Annotated in this window: 19 protein-coding genes and 1 tRNA gene; 12 read left to right on the top strand and 8 right to left on the bottom strand. The window is 63.6% G+C overall.

Annotated elements, in window-relative coordinates; genetic code table 11:
- Nucleotides 1-82 precede the first annotated feature (82 nt).
- Nucleotides 83-1,996, top strand: a complete 1,914-nt coding sequence (gene htpG, locus VIM12_RS03710; RefSeq protein WP_331940270.1) for a molecular chaperone HtpG — start codon at nt 83-85, stop codon at nt 1,994-1,996.
- Nucleotides 1,997-2,064: 68 nt separating this feature from the next.
- Here the strand turns inward: htpG and VIM12_RS03705 are convergent, their stop codons facing one another.
- Together VIM12_RS03705 and VIM12_RS03700 are read right to left on the bottom strand one after the other, a co-directional pair.
- On the bottom strand, nt 2,065-2,535 hold the full coding sequence (locus VIM12_RS03705) for an acyl-CoA thioesterase (RefSeq protein ID WP_331940269.1): 471 nt from the start codon (nt 2,533-2,535) through the stop codon (nt 2,065-2,067).
- A gap of 22 nt (nt 2,536-2,557) precedes the next feature.
- Nucleotides 2,558-2,992 (bottom strand): hotdog fold domain-containing protein, encoded by a 435-nt coding sequence (locus VIM12_RS03700; RefSeq protein WP_331940268.1) that lies wholly within the window; start codon nt 2,990-2,992, stop codon nt 2,558-2,560.
- A gap of 125 nt (nt 2,993-3,117) precedes the next feature.
- Between VIM12_RS03700 and VIM12_RS03695 the strand changes: the two genes are divergently transcribed.
- Entirely contained in the window at nt 3,118-3,702 is a 585-nt protein-coding gene (locus VIM12_RS03695) for a TetR/AcrR family transcriptional regulator (RefSeq protein WP_331940267.1), read from the top strand.
- Nucleotides 3,703-4,037: 335 nt separating this feature from the next.
- Nucleotides 4,038-4,499, top strand: a complete 462-nt coding sequence (locus VIM12_RS03690) for a hypothetical protein (protein ID WP_331940266.1) — start codon at nt 4,038-4,040, stop codon at nt 4,497-4,499.
- A 7-nt stretch (nt 4,500-4,506) separates the two neighbouring features.
- Here the strand turns inward: VIM12_RS03690 and VIM12_RS03685 are convergent, their stop codons facing one another.
- The gene (locus VIM12_RS03685) at nt 4,507-5,256 is read right to left on the bottom strand and encodes an SDR family oxidoreductase (protein ID WP_331940265.1); all 750 of its coding nucleotides are present in this window, start codon (nt 5,254-5,256) and stop codon (nt 4,507-4,509) included.
- Nucleotides 5,257-5,330: 74 nt separating this feature from the next.
- Between VIM12_RS03685 and VIM12_RS03680 the strand changes: the two genes are divergently transcribed.
- The 3 genes from VIM12_RS03680 to VIM12_RS03670 are packed head-to-tail and all read left to right on the top strand — an operon-like array spanning nt 5,331 to nt 8,616.
- Entirely contained in the window at nt 5,331-5,858 is a 528-nt protein-coding gene (locus VIM12_RS03680) for a DNA-deoxyinosine glycosylase (protein WP_331940264.1), read from the top strand.
- Nucleotides 5,859-5,896: 38 nt separating this feature from the next.
- Nucleotides 5,897-6,766, top strand: a complete 870-nt coding sequence (locus VIM12_RS03675) for a methyltransferase domain-containing protein (RefSeq protein WP_331940263.1) — start codon at nt 5,897-5,899, stop codon at nt 6,764-6,766.
- Between the two features lie 2 nt (nt 6,767-6,768).
- Nucleotides 6,769-8,616: a GspE/PulE family protein gene (locus VIM12_RS03670; RefSeq protein ID WP_414691744.1), complete on the top strand. Its 1,848-nt coding sequence runs from the start codon at nt 6,769-6,771 to the stop codon at nt 8,614-8,616.
- A 22-nt stretch (nt 8,617-8,638) separates the two neighbouring features.
- Here VIM12_RS03670 and VIM12_RS03665 read toward each other — a convergent pair whose 3' ends face one another.
- Nucleotides 8,639-9,076 carry a GNAT family N-acetyltransferase gene (locus tag VIM12_RS03665; protein ID WP_331940262.1) on the bottom strand — a complete coding sequence of 146 codons (438 nt, stop codon included), beginning with the start codon at nt 9,074-9,076 and terminating at the stop codon, nt 8,639-8,641.
- 165 nt (nt 9,077-9,241) lie between these two features.
- Here VIM12_RS03665 and VIM12_RS03660 point away from each other — a divergent pair, with 165 nt between their 5' ends.
- The 3 genes from VIM12_RS03660 (at nt 9,242) to VIM12_RS03650 (ending at nt 11,698) form a co-directional block, all read left to right on the top strand.
- Nucleotides 9,242-10,672, top strand: coding sequence for an alpha/beta hydrolase (locus VIM12_RS03660; protein WP_331940261.1), 1,431 nt, complete (start codon nt 9,242-9,244; stop codon nt 10,670-10,672).
- Nucleotides 10,673-10,800: 128 nt separating this feature from the next.
- Nucleotides 10,801-10,876 (top strand) — tRNA-Lys (locus VIM12_RS03655).
- A gap of 105 nt (nt 10,877-10,981) precedes the next feature.
- The gene (locus tag VIM12_RS03650) at nt 10,982-11,698 is read left to right on the top strand and encodes a hypothetical protein (protein WP_331940260.1); all 717 of its coding nucleotides are present in this window, start codon (nt 10,982-10,984) and stop codon (nt 11,696-11,698) included.
- Nucleotides 11,699-11,819: 121 nt separating this feature from the next.
- Here the strand turns inward: VIM12_RS03650 and VIM12_RS03645 are convergent, their stop codons facing one another.
- The 3 genes from VIM12_RS03645 to VIM12_RS03635 form a co-directional block, all read right to left on the bottom strand.
- Nucleotides 11,820-12,017 (bottom strand): hypothetical protein, encoded by a 198-nt coding sequence (locus VIM12_RS03645; RefSeq protein ID WP_331940259.1) that lies wholly within the window; start codon nt 12,015-12,017, stop codon nt 11,820-11,822.
- A gap of 75 nt (nt 12,018-12,092) precedes the next feature.
- Nucleotides 12,093-12,626 carry a hypothetical protein gene (locus VIM12_RS03640; RefSeq protein ID WP_331940258.1) on the bottom strand — a complete coding sequence of 178 codons (534 nt, stop codon included), beginning with the start codon at nt 12,624-12,626 and terminating at the stop codon, nt 12,093-12,095.
- A 1,231-nt stretch (nt 12,627-13,857) separates the two neighbouring features.
- Nucleotides 13,858-14,697 carry a hypothetical protein gene (locus VIM12_RS03635; protein ID WP_331940257.1) on the bottom strand — a complete coding sequence of 280 codons (840 nt, stop codon included), beginning with the start codon at nt 14,695-14,697 and terminating at the stop codon, nt 13,858-13,860.
- A 784-nt stretch (nt 14,698-15,481) separates the two neighbouring features.
- Here VIM12_RS03635 and VIM12_RS03630 point away from each other — a divergent pair.
- Nucleotides 15,482-16,378 (top strand): LysR family transcriptional regulator, encoded by an 897-nt coding sequence (locus tag VIM12_RS03630; protein WP_331940256.1) that lies wholly within the window; start codon nt 15,482-15,484, stop codon nt 16,376-16,378.
- Between the two features lie 68 nt (nt 16,379-16,446).
- The gene (locus VIM12_RS03625) at nt 16,447-16,731 is read left to right on the top strand and encodes a DUF3861 domain-containing protein (RefSeq protein ID WP_331940255.1); all 285 of its coding nucleotides are present in this window, start codon (nt 16,447-16,449) and stop codon (nt 16,729-16,731) included.
- Nucleotides 16,732-16,748: 17 nt separating this feature from the next.
- On the opposite strand, the gene VIM12_RS03620 is transcribed toward VIM12_RS03625, so the two are convergent.
- The gene (locus tag VIM12_RS03620; protein ID WP_331940254.1) at nt 16,749-17,183 is read right to left on the bottom strand and encodes a GFA family protein; all 435 of its coding nucleotides are present in this window, start codon (nt 17,181-17,183) and stop codon (nt 16,749-16,751) included.
- Between the two features lie 167 nt (nt 17,184-17,350).
- Here VIM12_RS03620 and VIM12_RS03615 point away from each other — a divergent pair, with 167 nt between their 5' ends.
- Nucleotides 17,351-18,376, top strand: a complete 1,026-nt coding sequence (locus VIM12_RS03615) for a GlxA family transcriptional regulator (RefSeq protein ID WP_331940253.1) — start codon at nt 17,351-17,353, stop codon at nt 18,374-18,376.
- Nucleotides 18,377-18,379 lie beyond the last annotated feature (3 nt).

The following is an 18,379-nucleotide window of genomic DNA, read 5'->3' as shown; positions in this document are numbered from 1 at the left end:
CCGAGTTGTCAGGCCGACACGTGTTTGCGGCCTGCGCCTTACGGTCAACTTAACAACTCAACAACTCACTTCAGGGGTAGAAATGGTCGTAGCCGAAAAGCAGACAATGGGTTTTCAGGCGGAAGTAAAGCAGCTTCTGCAGCTGATGATTCATTCCTTGTATTCCAACAAGGAAATCTTTTTGCGCGAGCTGATCTCGAACGCGTCCGACGCAGCCGACAAGCTGCGCTTTGAAGCCATCAACAACGCCGGCCTGTACGAAAACGATCCGGAACTCAGGATCCGCATCACGTTCGACAAGGCGGCCCGCACCATCACCATCGCCGACAACGGCATCGGCATGAGCCGCGAGGACGCCATCGAGCACCTCGGCACCATCGCCAAGTCCGGCACCAAGGAGTTCTTCTCCCGCCTGTCCGGCGACCAGCAGAAGGATGCGGCGCTGATCGGCCAGTTCGGCGTGGGCTTCTACTCCGCCTTCATCGTCGCCGACCGCATCACCGTCGAAAGCCGCCGCGCCGGCCTGCCCGCCGACCAGGGCGTGCGCTGGGAATCCGCCGGCGAAGGCGACTTCAGCGTGGAACCAATCGAGAAGGCGTCGCGCGGCACCGACATCATCCTGCACCTGCGCGAAGGCGAGGACGAGCTGCTGTCGGTCTGGAAGCTCAAGTCCATCATCCGCAAGTACTCCGACCACATCTCCCTGCCGATCCTGATGCAGAAGGAGGAATGGGACGCGGACAAGAAGGAAACCGTCGTCAAGGACGAATTCGAGACGGTCAACCAGGCCAGCGCGCTCTGGACCCGCAGCAAGTCCGACATCACGCCGGAGCAGTACGAAGAGTTCTACAAGCATGTCTCGCACGACTTCGAGGCGCCGCTCGCCTACACCCACAACCGGGTCGAGGGCCGCAGCGAATACACCCAGCTGCTCTACATCCCGGCGCGCGCGCCGTTCGACCTGTGGGACCGCAACAAGCGCGGCGGCATCAAGCTGTACGTCAAGCGCGTCTTCATCATGGACGACGCCGAGCAGCTGATGCCGGTCTACCTGCGCTTCGTGAAGGGCGTGATCGACTCCGCCGACCTGCCGCTCAACGTCTCCCGCGAGATCCTGCAGGAGTCGCGCGACGTGCGCGTGATCCGCGACGGCTCGACCAAGCGGGTGCTGAGCCTGCTGGAGGAACTGGCCAACAGCGACGACCAGGCGCAGAAGGACAAGTACGCGACGTTCTGGAAGGAGTTCGGCCAGGTGCTGAAGGAAGGCATCGGCGAGGACCAGGCCAACAAGGAACGCATCGCCAAGCTGCTGCGCTTCTCCTCCACGCATACCGACAGCGACGCCCAGACCGTCTCCTTCGGCGACTACATCGGGCGCATGAAGGAAGGCCAGGACAAGATCTACTACGTCACCGCCGAAACCTACGCAGCCGCCAAGAACAGCCCGCACCTGGAAATCTTCCGCAAGAAAGGCGTGGAGGTGATGCTGCTGACCGACCGCGTCGACGAATGGATGCTATCCTTCCTGCACGAGGTCGAAGGCAAGGAACTGGTCTCGGTGGCCAAGGGCGACCTCGACCTCGGCAAGCTGGAAGACGAAGCCGAGAAGAAGCAGCATGAGCAGACCGAGTCCGAATACAAGGACCTGGTCGAGAAGATGAAGACGGCCCTGTCCGGCAAGGCAAAGGACGTACGGGTGACCTTCCGCCTGACCGATTCCCCCGCCTGCCTGGTGGCGGACGAGAACGAACTGTCGGGCAACCTGCTGCGCATGCTGAAGGCCGCCGGACAGAACGCGCCGGAGTCGCAGCCCATCCTCGAGATCAATCCCGACCATCCGTTGGTGCAGCGCCTGAAGTACGAGGAGGCAAAGTTCGACGACTGGTCGCACCTCCTGTTCGACCAGGCCGCGCTGGCCGAAGGCGGCAACCTCGCCGACCCGGCCGGCTTCGTCAAGCGCCTGAACGAGATGCTGCTGGGGATGGCGGGCAAGTAAGCCGGTCCCGCCATATCGGGAGCAACCTGGAGCCGCCGTGCGCGCAGTCGCAAGGCGGCTTTTTTTCGTCAGGCCGGGACCTGGCGCGACTGCATCACCGCGGCCAGCACCTCGGCCGGACTGACGACCCCATCGCGCGAGCGGATCACGCCCAGCGAGGTCCCGGTCGCCACCTCCCGGTCGCCGCGCATGAAGGTATGGGTCATGTAGAAATATTTCTCGTCCCAGTGCGTCAGCTCCATCGACACCTCGAACCGTTCCCACAGCTTCAGCGGCCGGCGGTAGGTCATCGTGTGCTCGGCGATCACCGGCATCCACTTCCGCCGCCGCATCACTGTCGCCAGGCCGGTGCGGATGAACAGGTCGACCCGGTTCAGGTCGCAGATGGTCAGGTAGCGGCCGTTGTTCATGTGCAGGTTGACGTCGAGGTCGTTCGGCAGCGTCCGCAGCCGCAGGCGGCTGGTGGCGGGCCCTGCCGGCAGGCGCTCGCGGAACAGCGACAGGACGAGCACGTACAGCATGCGAAGCACGAGGTTCATGGTGTTTTCCCCCTGGGGCGTCTTACCTGAGGTTCATCGTGATGCGTGCGGCGAAGACCCGCTTGCCCTCGATGTCGTAGGCATCCACCGGCACTTCCACGTCGCCGGTGCGGCTCCAGTCCACGCCGGAACCATCCGCCACCACCCGCATGTCGGTCTTTGCCTTGGCCAGATACTGCACGTTCATCCCGACCGGGATCCACTGCCGCCCTTCCGGCACCGAGACGGTGGTCATGGTACCGGCAGCCAGCTCCGCCGCGTTGCAGAGCGCGATCGCGTGCACGGTGCCAATGTGGTTGTGCACCTCGCGCCGGTTGGCGAAGGTCACTTCCGCGAAACCGGGACGCAAGGCGGTGAAGCTCGGCTCGATCGTCGAGAAGTACGGCGCTATGCCTGTCACGGCCTTGCTGAAAGCCTGGTTGCCCATGGACTGGTACATCGCGAGTGTCTGGTTCATCTGGATCTCCTTGGCAGGGCGTCGGCCCTTCTGTAAATTTGCGGTCGCCACGGGCTCGCCGTTGCGAGCCGGGCGACCATTAGAATATTATTCTAGAATATCGTTCTAGTCAACGCGGACCAGGCATGGCGACAGAAAAGACAAGCAGGAAACAGGAAATCCTGGAGGCGGCCCTTGCCTGCTTCACCGAACACGGCATCGACGGCACGACGGTGGAAATGATCCGGGAGCGCTCCGGCGCCAGCGTCGGCAGCATGTACCACCACTTCGGCAACAAGGAGAGCATCGCGGCCGCGCTCTATCTCGATGCGCTGGCCGGCTATCACGCGATCCAGATGGCGGCCCTGGCCGATGCGAAAACCGCCGAAGACGGCGTGAAGGGGGTGGTGCACGCCTACGTGGACTGGGTATCGGCGAATCCGGAAAAGGCCCGCTTCGTGCTGTACAGCCGCAGCGCGATCAGCAAGAGCGAGGCGGGCACGTCTGTACTGGAACGCTCGCGCGCGAAGGTCGGCGAGGTGCTGGAATGGTTTGCGCCGCATATCGACGCCGGCCGCCTGAAGAAACTTCCACCGGAATGCTACGGCTCGCTGATCACGGGACCGGCGCATGACTATGCGCGGCTGTGGCTGTCGGGGCGCGCGAAGACGGATATCAAGGCATACCGCGATGTTTTTGCCGACGCCGCATGGGCTGCGGTGCGGCCCTGACGGCGCCAGGAAGCGTCGTGCTGCCGCATCGTCGTCGCTGCGGTTCACCCGAACTCTCGCCCGGCAGAGGCCACTCAAGGCCTCCACTCACTATCGGGAATGCCACCATGATGACGAACTCTGCGCAGTCTTCCGCCGCCTCCAGCCCCCGCTGGTCGCCCGAGCCCGAACATGCGCCCGCGGGTTCGGCGGCGGTTTCGCAAGACCGGACGACGCCCGGCATGTCGACGCCCAGCCCCTTGTTGCATCCTGGCAGAGCGCGTGCGGCGCGAGGCAGTTTCCACCATACCCACGGCGGAACGGCCGGGCGCACGGTCGCAGGAGCAAGGCTAATCGTGCCCGAACCTCCGGCCAGCAACGAGCGCCGCGATGCGCTGGCCTACGAACAGTTCCGGAATGGCCTGGAAGGCAGGCTTGACGATGCATTCGCCGACGCGATGCTGGCCCTGTTGAACCGCCTGGAGGCGGATGCGCAGGCACCCGCCACCGCGGCCCGGCGCGATGCAATGCGCACGACGTGTACGGACGCGCTGGACAGGCTGTCCGAAGGTGTCGATGGCGGGCAGGTGGATGCCGCACATTACCCCGCTATCGCGCGTCATCTGTCCCGGATCTTCACCGGAGAAGTCAATGCATTTGCGCACCCGATGCCGTTGCCGACAGATTCCGCGAGCCTCCCCGCGGCCCGGCCCGGTGCGTACACGATCGCACACAGGGAAGGCGACGATCCGCTTGTATGGGTCCGTTCGTATCCGCGGGATGGCGGGTCGACTGCAAGCCGGTCGTCGCGGCAGTAACCTACCCCTACCGCCCGCCCGACACCTCGATGAAGCTGCCGGTGGTATAGGACGCCTGCTCCGACACCAGCCACAGGATGGCGTGGGCGACTTCCAGCGCATCGCCGCCGCGCCGCATCGGCACCGTGTCCTTCACCCGGTCGACCCGGTTCGGCTCGCCGCCGCTGGCGTGGATCTCGGTGTAGATCACGCCCGGGCGCACCGCGTTGACGCGGATACCTTCGGCGGCGACCTCCTTTGACAGCCCGAGCGTCAGGCTGTCGACCGCCCCCTTGGACGCCGCGTAGTCGACGTACTCGCCCGGGGAGCCGAGACGCGAGGCCATCGACGAGACATTGACGATGGCGCCGCCGCTCCCGCCGCTGGCGGTCGACATGCGGCGCACCGCCTCGCGCGCGCACAGGAAGCTGCCGGTGACGTTGGTCGCGAGAATCCGGTTGAGGCGAGCCGCATCCATCTGGTCGACCCGCATCTGGCGCTCCAGGATGCCGGCATTGTTGACCAGCGCCGTCAGCGTGCCGAGTTCCCGGTCCGCCGTCTCGAACAGCCGCACCACGTCCGTCTCGTCGGCGACGTCGGCCCGGACCGCGATCGCCTCGCCGCCGCTGTCGCGGATGGCGGTGACGATTTCGTCCGCCTTGGCCGCGCTGTGCAGATAGCTCAGGCAAACCGCATACCCCTGGACCGCTGCCAGCTGCGCCGTCGCGGCGCCGATGCCGCGGCTGCCGCCGGTGACGATCATGACCTTCCTGCCCATGTCTGCTCCTGAAATGCGGGATGCAGCCATATTAGCAAGTTGCACACGTCCGTCGCACGGATACAATAATTTTCATGTCTGCGCCTAACGCTCCGCCTTCCGCCCTCTCCCGGGAGACGCCTCCCGCCCTGCTTGCCGGCCTGCCGCCGGTGCTCGATGCCGGCACCACGATCCTGGTCCTCGGCAGCTTCCCCGGCAACGCCTCGCTTGTCGCCCGGCAGTACTACGCCCACCCCCGCAACCAGTTCTGGCCGCTGGTGTCGGCGGTGCTGGGCGAGGACCTCGCGGCCCGTCCCTATCCGCAGCGCCTGCAGGGCCTGCTGGCCCGGGGCATCGGGGTATGGGACGTGCTGGCCACCTGCGTGCGCAAAGGCAGCCTGGACAGTGCGATCCGCCAGGCCCAGGCGAACCAGTTCGACCTGCTGCATGCGCGCTGCCCGCGGCTGCGCAAGGTATGCTTCAACGGCAAGGCAGCCGGGCGGTTCGCGCCCGGTTTCGCCGATGCAGGATTTGAAACACTGGTCCTGCCTTCGTCCTCGCCGGCCAACGCCCAGATTTCGTTTGAGCAGAAACTCGCGCAGTGGCGGAATATCCTTATGTAGAATTGCGGAAATCATCGCCGCCGGGCCCTATCCTCCTCATGCTCATCAAACGCAAGTCCATCGAAGCGCAGGCCAACCGCAAATCGGGCCCGGGCAAGTCCGGTTCCGCCAGCGACGCGGGGGACGCCAGGACCGCCAGGCCTGCTCCCCGGCCGCGCAAGCCGAAGTTCGCCCCCGTCACCCTGTCCGAAGAAAAAGGCGTGGTCTTCCTGCATTTCGGCACCGAGTGGATACAGGGTGCGATGCGGGTGCGCAAGCCCGACTGGATCGAACTGGAATACGCGCAGCAGATGATGGCCTGGATGCTGTTCAACGAGCAGCCCGCCCGCGTCGCCCAGCTCGGCCTCGGCACCGGCGCGCTGACCAAGTTCTGCTACCGCCAGTTCCCGCAGGCCCAGGTCGTCGCGGTCGAGCTCAATCCCGCGGTGATCACCGTCTGCCACTCGATGTTCAAGCTGCCCCTGGACGACGACCGCCTGTCGGTGCTGGAGATGGACGCGATGGACTTCGTGATGGACCCTGCCAACCACGGCACGCTGGACGCCTTGCAGGTGGACCTGTATGACGCCACCGTGCGCGGTCCGGTGCTGGACACGCCCGAGTTCTACGCGGCCTGCGCCGCCTGCCTGAAGCCGGACGGCATCATGACGGTCAACCTGTTCGGCGACCACGCCAGCTATCCGAAGAACTACAAGGCGATCCGGTACGCGTTTGCGGACACCGTCTGCCTGGCGCCGGTGCACCAGGGGAACGTCGTGGTGCTGGGTTTCAGGACGCCGCGCGAATTCGACTTCCCCGCCCTGTACGCGCGCGCCGAGCAGATCACCGCCGCCACCAGATTGCCCACCAAGTCCTGGGTCAACGGCATCAAGGCCTGGCACGGCGCGCGCCAGAAAAAAGGAGAATGACCATGAACGCACGTCTCCAGCCGGCGTCCCCGCCGGGCACGACCGCAGGCGCGGCCGCCTCTCAGGCAGCCAGGCCCGCGGCGAGAAGGATCGACCTGAACCAGCTGTTCACCTGGCTGATGGCCGACGCCATCATCGACAAGGCGGTCGCCAAGGCGAAGTACAACGAAGCCCAGGCCCTGCTGCGCAATGCCACCGTCACCATGCATCCGCTCACCGCCGTGGCCCAGTGCAAGCTGCAGTCGGCCACGGCGCCGCACAAGCTGCTCACGCTGGACTGGCTGACGGAGTGGATGGCGACAAAGGTGAACCTGCCCTTCTTCCGCATCGACCCGCTCAGGATCGACTTCACCCGGGTGGCCGACGTGATGTCCGCCACCTATGCGACGCGGTTCAGCATCCTGCCGGTGGACATGACGGCGACCGAGGTCGTGGTCGCGACCACCGAGCCCTACATTACCGAGTGGGAAGCGGAGATCGCCAAGATCACCCGCCGCAACGTCAAGCTGGTGGTCGCCAATCCGCTCGACATTGCGCAGTACACCGCGCAGTTCTTCACGCTGGCCAAGTCGATCAAGGGCGCGAACAAGTCCGGTACGCAGGATGTATCCCTGCGCAACAACTTCGAGCAGCTGGTCGAGCTCGGCAAGAGCAACAAGACGCTGGATGCCAACGACCAGCACATCGTCAACATCGTCGACTGGCTCTGGCAGTATGCCTTCGAGCAGCGTGCGTCCGATATCCACCTGGAGCCGAAGCGGGACCTCGGGGTGATCCGCTTCCGCATCGACGGCGTGCTGCACCAGGTCTACCAGGTGCCGATCGCGGTGCTGATCGCGATGACCGCCCGCATCAAGCTGCTCGGACGCATGGACGTCATCGAGAAGCGCCGGCCGCAGGACGGCCGCATCAAGACCCTGACCGGCGGCGGCCAGGAAATCGAGCTGCGGCTGTCCACGCTCCCGACCGCGTTCGGCGAAAAACTGGTGATGCGGATCTTCGATCCGGACGTCGTGGTCAAGACCCTGCCCGAGCTCGGCTTTCCGCCTGACGACGCGCTGCGCTGGGACCAGCTCACCACCCGCCCGCACGGCATCATCCTGGTGACCGGCCCCACCGGCTCCGGCAAGACCACCACGCTCTACACGACGCTGAAGGCGCTTGCCACCTCCGAGGTCAACGTCTGCACGGTGGAGGATCCGATCGAGATGGTGGAAGGCGCGTTCAACCAGATGCAGGTGCAGCACGGCATCGACCTGTCCTTCGCCGACGGCGTCCGGGCACTGATGCGCCAGGACCCGGACATCATCATGGTCGGCGAGATCCGCGACCTGGAGACGGCCGAGATGGCGATCCAGGCCGCCCTTACCGGCCACCTGGTGCTGTCGACCCTGCACACCAACGATGCGCCATCCGCCGTGATGCGCCTGCTCGAGCTCGGCGTGCCCTACTACCTGCTCGAGACGACGCTGATCGGCATCATGGCGCAGCGCCTGGTGCGGACCCTCTGCGCGCAATGCAAGCAGCCCGGCGGCGACCTGTCCGACGACACCTGGCACGCGCTCACCGAGGGAAGGGACCTGCCGAAGCCGCAGACCGTGTACCGGCCGGTCGGTTGCCCGGAATGCCGGCAGACCGGGTACCGCGGACGTACCGGCCTGTACGAGCTGCTGACCGTGAGCCAGCCGTTTGCCAAGCTGATCAAGGAACAGACCGATATCCACGCGCTGCGCACGCAAAGCATCCAGGACGGCATGAAACCGCTGCGGATCGCCGGCGCACTCAAGATCATCGAAGGCGCGACCACGGCGGATGAAGTACTGAAGGCCACCTCGGTCCTCAATCACTGAAGCCGCGCCAGGCGGGCTGCATTCAGTGCAGCCGCGCCGCCCGCCAGAGCTGCTCGGAACGCAAGTCCAGCCACGCCAGCACCGGGGCGAACACCTCGTCCAGCGCGTCATCGGCATCGAAGCGTGGATCGAGCATCACCTCCACATCGATGCCGTCCGGGGTATTGCGGGCAACCACCGCGCCGACGTCGACATACGGCGCCCGTCGCGTGATGCTCCAGACCTTGAACTGGCCGCATGCCGTCTTCTGCTCAACCAGGCGCGCCCCGCTCATTGCCCGCCCGGGATGCTTGACCGCGATCCACGGCACCTGTTCGCGCAGCGTCTCGTCCTGCAGCAGGACCTCGAACAGCATGCGCGACTCCAGTGGCGACAGCGGCAGGAGCATGAAGTGTTCCGTCGCGAAGCCGGGTGTCTTGACCGCGCCATCCTGCAAGGCTTGTTCGACGTTGTCTTCCATGCAGATGGGTGGCCGCACGCCGGGCAGAGTTCGGTGCTGGTGAACGGTTGACGCCGCGCCTCGCCTGCTGATACCGTGACAAGCGCGGTCAGAAATAAAACGCAAAACTGCACTGCAGAACAGACCGGCGACAAACCGGCAACCCCTCAACAGGAGACCCACCGAATGAAGATCACCGCCACGCGCGCGGGCGCCCTTGCGCTCGCCCTCCTCGGCCTCGCCGGATGCGCCGGCCAGGCCAGCCGCCAGCTTCCCGTGCCCGAGGAATCGCGCGTCCACGACAGCCGCAGCTTCAGGATGCCCGAAGCCGGCCTCGCCTTCCCCGCACTGGCAAGCAGCAGCATCGAGACCGACCGTTGGAGCGGCGTCCTGGGCGGCGCCGGCTACCGGATCGAAGTGCCGAAGAACTGGAACGGCATGCTTGTCATGTACACCCACGGCTACGTCGGCACCGGCCAGGACCTGCGCGTCACCAATCCGGAGGTGCGCCGCCACCTGGTCGAGAACGGCTACGCCTGGGCGGCCTCCAGCTACAGCAAGAACTACTACGACGTGCGCGCAGGCGTCGAGGACACGAATGCCCTCGCCCTCGCCTTCACGAAGATCGCCGCCGAAAAAGGCCGCACCCTGGCGGAACCGAAGAAGATCTACATCATGGGCCGCTCGATGGGCGGGCACATCGCCGCCGCCGCCGTCGAACAGGAGACCCTGCGCACCGCCATCAACAAGGTCCGGTACAGCGGCGCCGTCCCGGTCTGCGGCGTGCTCGGCGACACCGAACTGTTCAATTACTTCGCCGCCTACCAGACCGCGGCCCAGCATTTCGCCGGCATGCCGGCAACGACATTCCCGACGCCGGATTTCGAGAAGCTGCGCCCGGCACTGGTCAGCGCCCTGTGGACCAGCTACCCCGCCACGACGACACCGCAGGGCGACAAGCTCAAGGCCGCCGTCATGCACCTCACCGGCGGACCGCGTCCGATCTTCGAGGAAGGCTTCCGCATCAAGGTCCTGCAGGACATCCTGTGGAACGGCTTCGGCGCCGACGGCACCATCAACGGCATCCTCAACCGCAACAACCTCGACACCACCCGCATCGTCTACCAGCTCGACAGCGACCCGGCCATCTCGGCGGAAGAAGCCGCCTTCAACCGCGACGTCTTCCGCATCAAGGGCACGCCCGATGCGAACCGCCAGCGCAGCGACGGCCTGCGCTGGATCCCCGCCGTCAACGGCCAGTTCGACGTGCCGGTCGTGACGCTGCACACGCTGGGCGACATGTACGTGCCCTTCCGCATGGAGCAGCTCTACAACGAGCGCGCCAGGGCCAACGGCAGCGACAAGTGGCTGGTCCAGCGCGCGATCCGCGCCCCCAGCCACTGCGACTTCTCGGTCGCCGAACAGGTCGCGGCCTTCCAGGCCATGGCCGACTGGGAGCAGCGCGGCGTGAAGCCGTCCGGCGACGACGTGATGACCCAGTCGGTCGTCGCCGACCCGAACTACGGCTGCACCTACACCATCAACACCCCGGGCCCGGACGACCTGCCCGCGCTGGCGACGGTACGGCCGACCCTGCCGGCCTGTACGAAGAAGTGATGTGGGGTCGGCCGGGTGACATGCCACCCGGCAGATCGTAGTGACGGGTTTTTTGAGCCGGGGCGTCCTCCAGTTCGCATGGAGGGCTTCCGCGCGCAGGAAAACGTTGCTATAATCTTTGGCTCGTTGGGTCGTTAGCTCAGTTGGTAGAGCAGCGGACTCTTAATCCGTAGGTCGAGTGTTCGAGCCACTCACGACCCACCAACGAATATGCGGCCCCTAGAAATAGCGGCCGCTTTTTTGTTTGTGTGTTTTAGACGAGTTATTAGACAGCGTCTAATACTTACGGGGACAGCGGTGGCGGAATTCGTGAAACGATTCTTCGTCGGACTGGCAGCAAGTCTGGCTGCGAAGCTTTTGTTAGGGAGCGTTTTCGCCGGCCTCCTACTAGGGTGGACAGAAGAAAAATGGGGACTGCTCAAAGATAGTCCGACGCTTCTAGTGATCGTCGGCGCAGCTATCGGCGCCTGTGGTGTAACCGCCCTGGTTTTCTTCCTGCGCACACCGCCGCCCGGTCGACTCGTACCTCGGTATGTCTTGTGGCTCCACAATCCATTGAGATCGGTTTCATGGGATTTCTCCGGCCTGCTCGCTATGTCATCTGCTCGCGACAGTCCGGTGACTGTACACGGCTTCCAACCCAGCTTCTCCGTACGTTGGGGTACCATTTCACCGGTTGCCTGTTATGTGCATTGCCCAGCAACGAATGCACGAGTTGATCTGAACTTCAGGGTGAACTCTTCGAGTCAAGCGCAATTGGGTAGTCCAAGCGAATTCCTGCCGGCGAGAGCCTTTGAATCAATTTCGAAGGGTAGCGTTTTGCAGTGCTTTGGCCAGATTGCACCAATGGACCAAGACCAGTTCTTGCAAACATTCGATGGCGCGGAGCTCGTGTTTGAGCACAAAGGTGGCCGATATACGAAGCGTTTCTCGAAAGGCCTTCTTTGCGTTGTAATTCGCAATTTCTGGGCCTTTTGCAATCCACCTGACATGCATTCCCAACAGACCGTCAAGATGCGTGAATGACTTAACCCACGCACAGCACACGCACTTGCGATCACACGGCGACGAGGCGCCAAAACTTGGAGCGTGGGGACCGATAACATTCTCCACCCTTCAATGATCGCTCATCGCGGCCACGCATAGATCAGGGTCTGAGCGTTGCTGGCGTGCCGATCAGCCTTCTCCGCCAGTTCTCCATATCGCGCTGCGTACTGGCCGAATAGGTCTCCGAGGGCATTGGCTCAATCGCGGCAGGCGCCTGCGGCAAGGTCGGGCAGTTGCCGGCGGAGTTCGGCAAGGTCGTCGCGCACGCCGCCAGCAGCGCCGCGAGCGGCAGCAGCATCAACGCGTAGGATTGTTTCTCGTTTCATAGCTGCATTGCGGGCTTCCTCAAGCTGTTTGCTCCGGGCACGTTCCTTCAAGCGCGCGGTCTCTCTTGCGGCGATTTCGTTCCGATGTCCAGACCGATGCCGCAGCCCTCCAAAGTGCCTCCAATGATCTTGCAGTTCTGGGCGCTCGCGAACGACACGCCGAAGTTCGGGCCTTCAATTACCGGATCAATGATTTCGACGTTCACACGATAGTTGCCCGCGCTGACTTCGTCGCCCAGGATGCCGTACGCCGGCGTCGTCGTGAACGCTTCCTCGTTGAGCGAGCAGATCGGATTCATGATGACTGCCCCGATGACTCCGCGCAGGCGAAGCATAGCGCCGGTCCAGTTTCGTCCGTCCAGGTTGTCGATCCGAATGTGACTCACATACTCGACGTCGAGCAGGTGAGTAGTCCCTTCGTTGCCGACGATCCGAGGATCGTCTAGCCTGACATTGAAGATTGTTCCGGAGGTCGACCGCATGCGCACGGCGATACCGGTGCAGGTACGTTTAATCGTCGCGCCGCCTTCCCATTTCACACATAGATTCGCGTAGCCCAGCCCCAATGTTTGGCTGATCACGTACGTGCAGTTCCGTCCGCCCGGAAACAGAAGTTCTGCCTGATTCGCGATTCAATATTTCCGGGCGAGGACGATCCGCGCGTAGTCATCGGTAACTCCGTCGCCCTTCGCACCAAAATGCTTGACCGTGATTGGCCCCTCGTGGACAAGCTTCCAGCGCCCGCGTTCCGCTCGAAAAGGTGCAGATACTGTGCGGTCACGAATCGGTGACCACCACATAAATCTATGTGAAGTGCAGATGGCGTGGCACGGTCACTCCGAACCAGGTGCAGATGGTTGTATAGCGGCCCCAATTTCCACATTGTTTCCACCCCTTCTCAGCGCATCTTCCAGCCTAGCGACGACATTCTCCGTAACTACCCTTTCTTGCGCTAACCAAATTTTAGGTGCAGCGTAGCCAATCAGGACAGATAGCGCCGTGAGCTTCGCGATTGTGGTGACATTTGGCTGTAATGTACCGACGAAATATAGTGCAAGGAGGCCACCCAATAGTGCGCCGAGCATAATCCTATTCACCATCCATCCGAGCCTTACCACAGCGGTCCTCGGTCTTGCGAACCGCGCGTCTTTAGCGCCCGGGAATCGATACGGATCCAGTCGCATCAAACCGATATTTGCCCAACTGCCAACCGCAGCGCCAATTGGGCAAAGTTCGAGCAAAACCACGTCGTGTTTGCTCAACCCCAATTCCATCAAATATGCGTACCAAGCCATCGCTTTTCTTCCATTCCGGCTGCATTTATCCGCCAGAATCTATCACGTTTGCGAAAAGGCCCAGTGCGGCTAAGGAGGCTGGCCACAATACGAGGCGTCCAATAAGAGATAGCGGCCTTAGAATTTTTGCGGGTTTCCGGCCGGCCCATCTCGCCAAAGTATTGGACATTTTCTCTTCCGGTCTTGAGAGCTGGCTTGGTCTGGCGAGGAGGTAGCGGGTAGGACTCTCAATCCGTAGGTCGAGTGTTCGAGCCACTCACGACCCACCAGCGAATTCAAGGGGTAGCAGAGTAAAGACTGCTGCCCCTTTTCATTTCTATGCGTGTTCCGGCCACTCTCGTGCGCCGGCGACACTTCTTACGCGACGCTCAGGATGCCGCAGCCCATAGTTCTCTCGGGCGGCATCGAGCGCCAAACGCATCTGCCCACACCGCGCTGGCCATGGAATCCCGTGCAGGTCATCGCGCAGAGTGCGGTTCTGTCAACGTCGTGTCGCCCGTGCCTGCTGCGCCGCCAGTTAGCGACGAGGTGGGAATTCTCCCGTATATAAATTGCGGACCTGCCGTGCATCGTGTCCCGCGACTTCAACGTAGATCGCTGCAACCCGCGTAGACGCTCCGTCTTGTGCAGGTACTGCCTTTGCTGTCGCCGCAAGCATGAATACGCACGAAGGATGGAACAGGAATTCTTTTTCTTCGGCGTCCGCTTCGTTCAATTCTTCCCCGAGCGGCTTACCTGACGTGGCGATGAACTCGTACACGACTGCGTTTTCGTCTTTGCTTCCGTCGAATGCATCGAGGACGTCGTCATTTTGAATGCGATGTCCCGACGTCGACATGAATCTCGGATAGTTGGATGCAAGCTGCCCCGGATAAATCTTCCCGGGATAGACGTCCGTGAATTGGGGATCGGTCACGTGCGCGATACGTAACGTCCTGCTGCGACATTGAGGCAGTTTGGCCAGCACTCCGGTTAGCATCCTCTCTTCGACCAGAACATCGAGGCCAAGCTCCATATTGTCAGGATCTTGAATCCACGTCTTCTGCCCTGTCGCGGTATAGTGCGACAGGGCGGTATTCAAGTCGGCCGTATAAGCGTTCTCGACGTCCGTCCATTTTGTAATGGCACGGCATTCTTCATCCGTAAACGTATCCGTGATGGCTTTGTGGCTCCGTTGGTAATGCGCGCTGTCAGCGACGTTCTCTCCGGGAGAAACGATCCATGCTTCCGGAAACAGGACGGACTGCAAGCGACGTTGCATGTGAGGTCGGTTGCTGATCTCAAGACCGGTTCCGGCGCAGGCATTCCTCAATGCGACGCAATCCGGGCTTTCGGCTACCGGCAGATAGTAGGTCACTTCAAATGGCAGCAGTCTCCCGCCGGAGCTTGCCCTTGCGTACGTACAGGTTGGGTCTTTGACAGCGTCGAATGGACGGCTGCTCTGATTCGCTGCAACGTGCGATTGCGGAAATGGCGTCGTTGATATCGGGGTCGGAAGCATCTTGGGCTGGCGTTGGATTGCGAAAGAAGGATGACAGGCTCTTCGGAGCAGGCCATATTGAGTGCGGCTGAGCGGGCCATAGTTCCGTCCCAAGGCCTTGCGCCGGAATGTGATCGGTCTTGCGCGCATTTTTCCGCCGTACCGGCCCGGCGTCGGAAAACGGGACTGCCCGACTGCCGTGGGACTGGAAAATTGCTGAAAGCGTCCTGCGGGCGGCGGCGCTGCCCTACGCGCTTGATGGCCGCTTGCAGATCCCACGCCGGCACGACAAGCGCATTTGCTTCGCCCAGCGAACCGTCGAATTCGCGTTACCCCCATCGGAACGGATGAGGGGCGGCGCCTCGGATGCGTTCACTTGCCTGCCACAGTCCCGGCCTTCGACTCGCGACCCGCACGGTATTTCAAAACATGCGGAATCTCCCCCGCCCCAATGCCCAAGTCATTCAATTCCCGTCCACTCATCCCCCGCAGCTCCCGCTCCTGCCTGGCGAGACCCGCCTGCGTCCTGCCCAACACCTTCGCCAACCACCCCGCTGTCTGCGTCCACATGATGTCACCTCCCTTGAAGTTGGAGATATTCTCGGATTCGTTGCGGTATTATGGAAGTTGAGATTTCTGAACCTTACTATCAGGTTTTCTGATGCGCGAACTGAACCTCGACCAGCTGCGGACGCTGGTGACGATTGCCGACCTTGGTACCTTTTCGGCGGCGGCCGGCGCGCTGCACCTCGCGCAGCCGACGGTGAGCCTGCACGTCAGCGAGCTGGAGTCGCGCCTGGGTGCGGCGCTGGTGGTGCGCGGTGGACGCAGGGTGCTGCCGACGGCGATCGGGGCGGTGCTGATCGAGCGGGCGCGGCGGCTGCTGCGGGACGCGGACGATACGCTGGATGCGGTGAAGCGGCATGTCGAAGGACGGGTCGGGCGGGTGCGGCTGGGGACGTCGACCGGGGTGGTGGTCAACCTGCTGCCGCGGGTGCTGAAGGAGATGGAGCGCGCGTTTCCGGAGATCGACGTGGAGGTGAGCATCCTCGGATCGTCGGAGACGATGGCGCGGCTCGAGCAGGGGACGCTGGATATCGGGCTGGTGGCGACGCCGATGGCGAAGCCGCGCGGCATTGTGGTCAGTCACTGGCGCAGCGACCCGATGGTCGCGTATCTTCCCGCGCAGTGGAAGGCGCCGAAAAAGGTGTCGGCCGAGTGGCTGGCGGCGAAGCCGCTGATCTTCAATGACGCCAGCACGCAGATGTACCGGCTGACGATGGAATGGTTCGCGGCCGCCGGCTGCAGCCCGCGCGCCCGGATCGAGCTGAACTACACCGAGGCCATGAAGAGCCTGGTGGCGGCGGGCTACGGCGCCGCGGTGCTGCCGCTGGAGCATGCGGTGAAAGTCGAGCTGAGCAAGATGCAGGGGATCCGGGTCGTACCGCTGGCGCCTGCCCTGCTCCGCCATGTCGGCGTCGCTCACCGCAGCGCGTCCACGCTCGACCAGGCGACGCGCAATGTGCTCGACACGATTGCCCAGTTCCGGCAAGCCTGAGGGCGCCGGCAGCAACGAAGGCTTTCATGCACAATGAAATGCTTCCTCCGATACCCGCAACCCATCCCATGAAACAACATCGCTACCAGGTAACCCTGCACCATCTTGCCGATCCTGACGGCAATCCCGCCGACCGTCCGCCGCTGCAGTTTGAAGTCGGCAACCATGACGACATCTTTGCGATCGTGGAGCGCATGCGCCAGCGCACCGACTTCACGCCCGAGGCTGCCACCGCGCTGGGCGTGGGACTGAAGCTGTTCAGCGAGGTGATGCTGGAGAACCGCGATCACCCGCTGTTCGCTTCCTTCCGGCCGCACTTCGCGGAGTTCATGAAGGAACTGAAGAAGGGCTGAACGCGCGTCTGCGAGGCCTAGCCGGCCGTATCAGCCGGGGTCGTGCCCGCCTCCTGCCGTGCCGACACCGCCCGTCGTGCGGCGAGGAAGGCCTGCGCCGCCTCTTCCCAGTGCTCGCCGTCGAATTGATGCACGGTGAGGGCGGCAGCATCGATGCCGTCGATGCAGCGCAGGTTCACGACCCACATCCCCGGATCGAGGCGCGGCCGGGCGAACGGATGAATGCCGCAGTGACGGCAGAAATAATGCCTGGCCGTGTGGGTAAGGTACTGGTACAGCGTCAGCTCGCTCTCGCCCGACAGCAGGCGGAGATCCCCATCTGCCGCGCCATGCCATAACGCCGCGCGGCGCCGGCAAAGCGAACAGCTGCACTCGGTGACGTGTCCGAGCCTGGCCCGGAGTTCGAATCGCACCCGGCCGCAATGGCAGGAACCCTGGTAAGTCTGTTGCATGTCTTCTCCTTGACGGCACACATCCTGCCCGGACCTGCGCGGGCTGTGTCGGTGGCTGTTTCGTTGGAAATCGGAAGCCGGAACCCTTGTACGACCCCGCCAGTCTGCCCCCGGACCGAGGCACGGGAGATATCCTTTTCTGACATTTTTCATGTCAAAATGGACAGATGAAGACGATCCTGGTACTGGTGCTGGACGGTGTGATGGATTCCAGCCTTGCCATCACCCTCGATACGCTGCGCAGCGGGCAGGCGTTCCAGCAGAACAGCGGCAAGGGCGGCAAGCTGCGCGTCCTGGTGGCCGGCCACCGGAAGACGGTGACGACGGGTGGCGGCATGCGGATGACGACGGACCTGCGCTTCCCGGAGGTCGTGACGGCGATGGCGCCGGCGAAGGCCATGAACAGTGCGTCGGCTGCGGCGCGGACGGGCGGCGCCTTGCGACCCGACTGGATCATCGTTCCGGGCCTGGGGCTGGTGTCGGACGCGGCGATCGACACGCGGCTTGCGCAGAAGGATGCGCTCGCGGCGATGGACCTGCTGCGGCGCGCGCCGGAGGCGACCCGCATCGGCGCGTCCTGCTCGGCAGTGTTCCTGCTTGCGCGTTCCGGCCTGCTCGACGGTCGCCAGGCGACCATGACCTGGTGGCTGGCCGGACTGTTTCGCGCCCGGCATCCGGCGGTGCGACTGGACGAGACCAGGATGCTGGTGCGCGACGGCCGCTTCCTTTCGGCGGGCTCGGCCTTCGCGCAACTTGACCTGGCGCTGGCCATCGTTGCGGAATCCATGGGCGAGTCGGTTGCCCACCTCTGCTCGCGCTACCTGCTGATCGACCAGCGGCCCTCGCAGGCGCGTTACATGATGCAGGCCCGCGCGCAGCAGGTCGATCCGACCGTCATCGCCGCCGAGCGCTGGATCGACGCGCATCTCTCGGAGGCGATCAGCGTCACCGCGCTGGCATCCGCGCTGGCCGTATCGCCGAAGACCCTGGCCCGCCGTATCGACGCCGCGACCGGGGTGTCGCCGGTGAAGTTCATCCAGCGGCGGCGCCTGCTGCGCGCATCGCACCTGATCGAGAGCACGACGCTGTCGATCGAGGCGATTGCGGCGGAGGTGGGCTACCAGGACGGCACCGCGCTGCGCAAGCTGGTGAAGCGCGCGTTCGGCGTGACGCCGGCTGCATTGCGCGGATAGCGG

Origin of the sequence: Noviherbaspirillum sp., from assembly GCF_036563305.1 — a bacterium.
Classification (GTDB): domain Bacteria; phylum Pseudomonadota; class Gammaproteobacteria; order Burkholderiales; family Burkholderiaceae_D; genus Noviherbaspirillum.
This window is presented reverse-complemented; position numbering and strand designations above follow the sequence as displayed.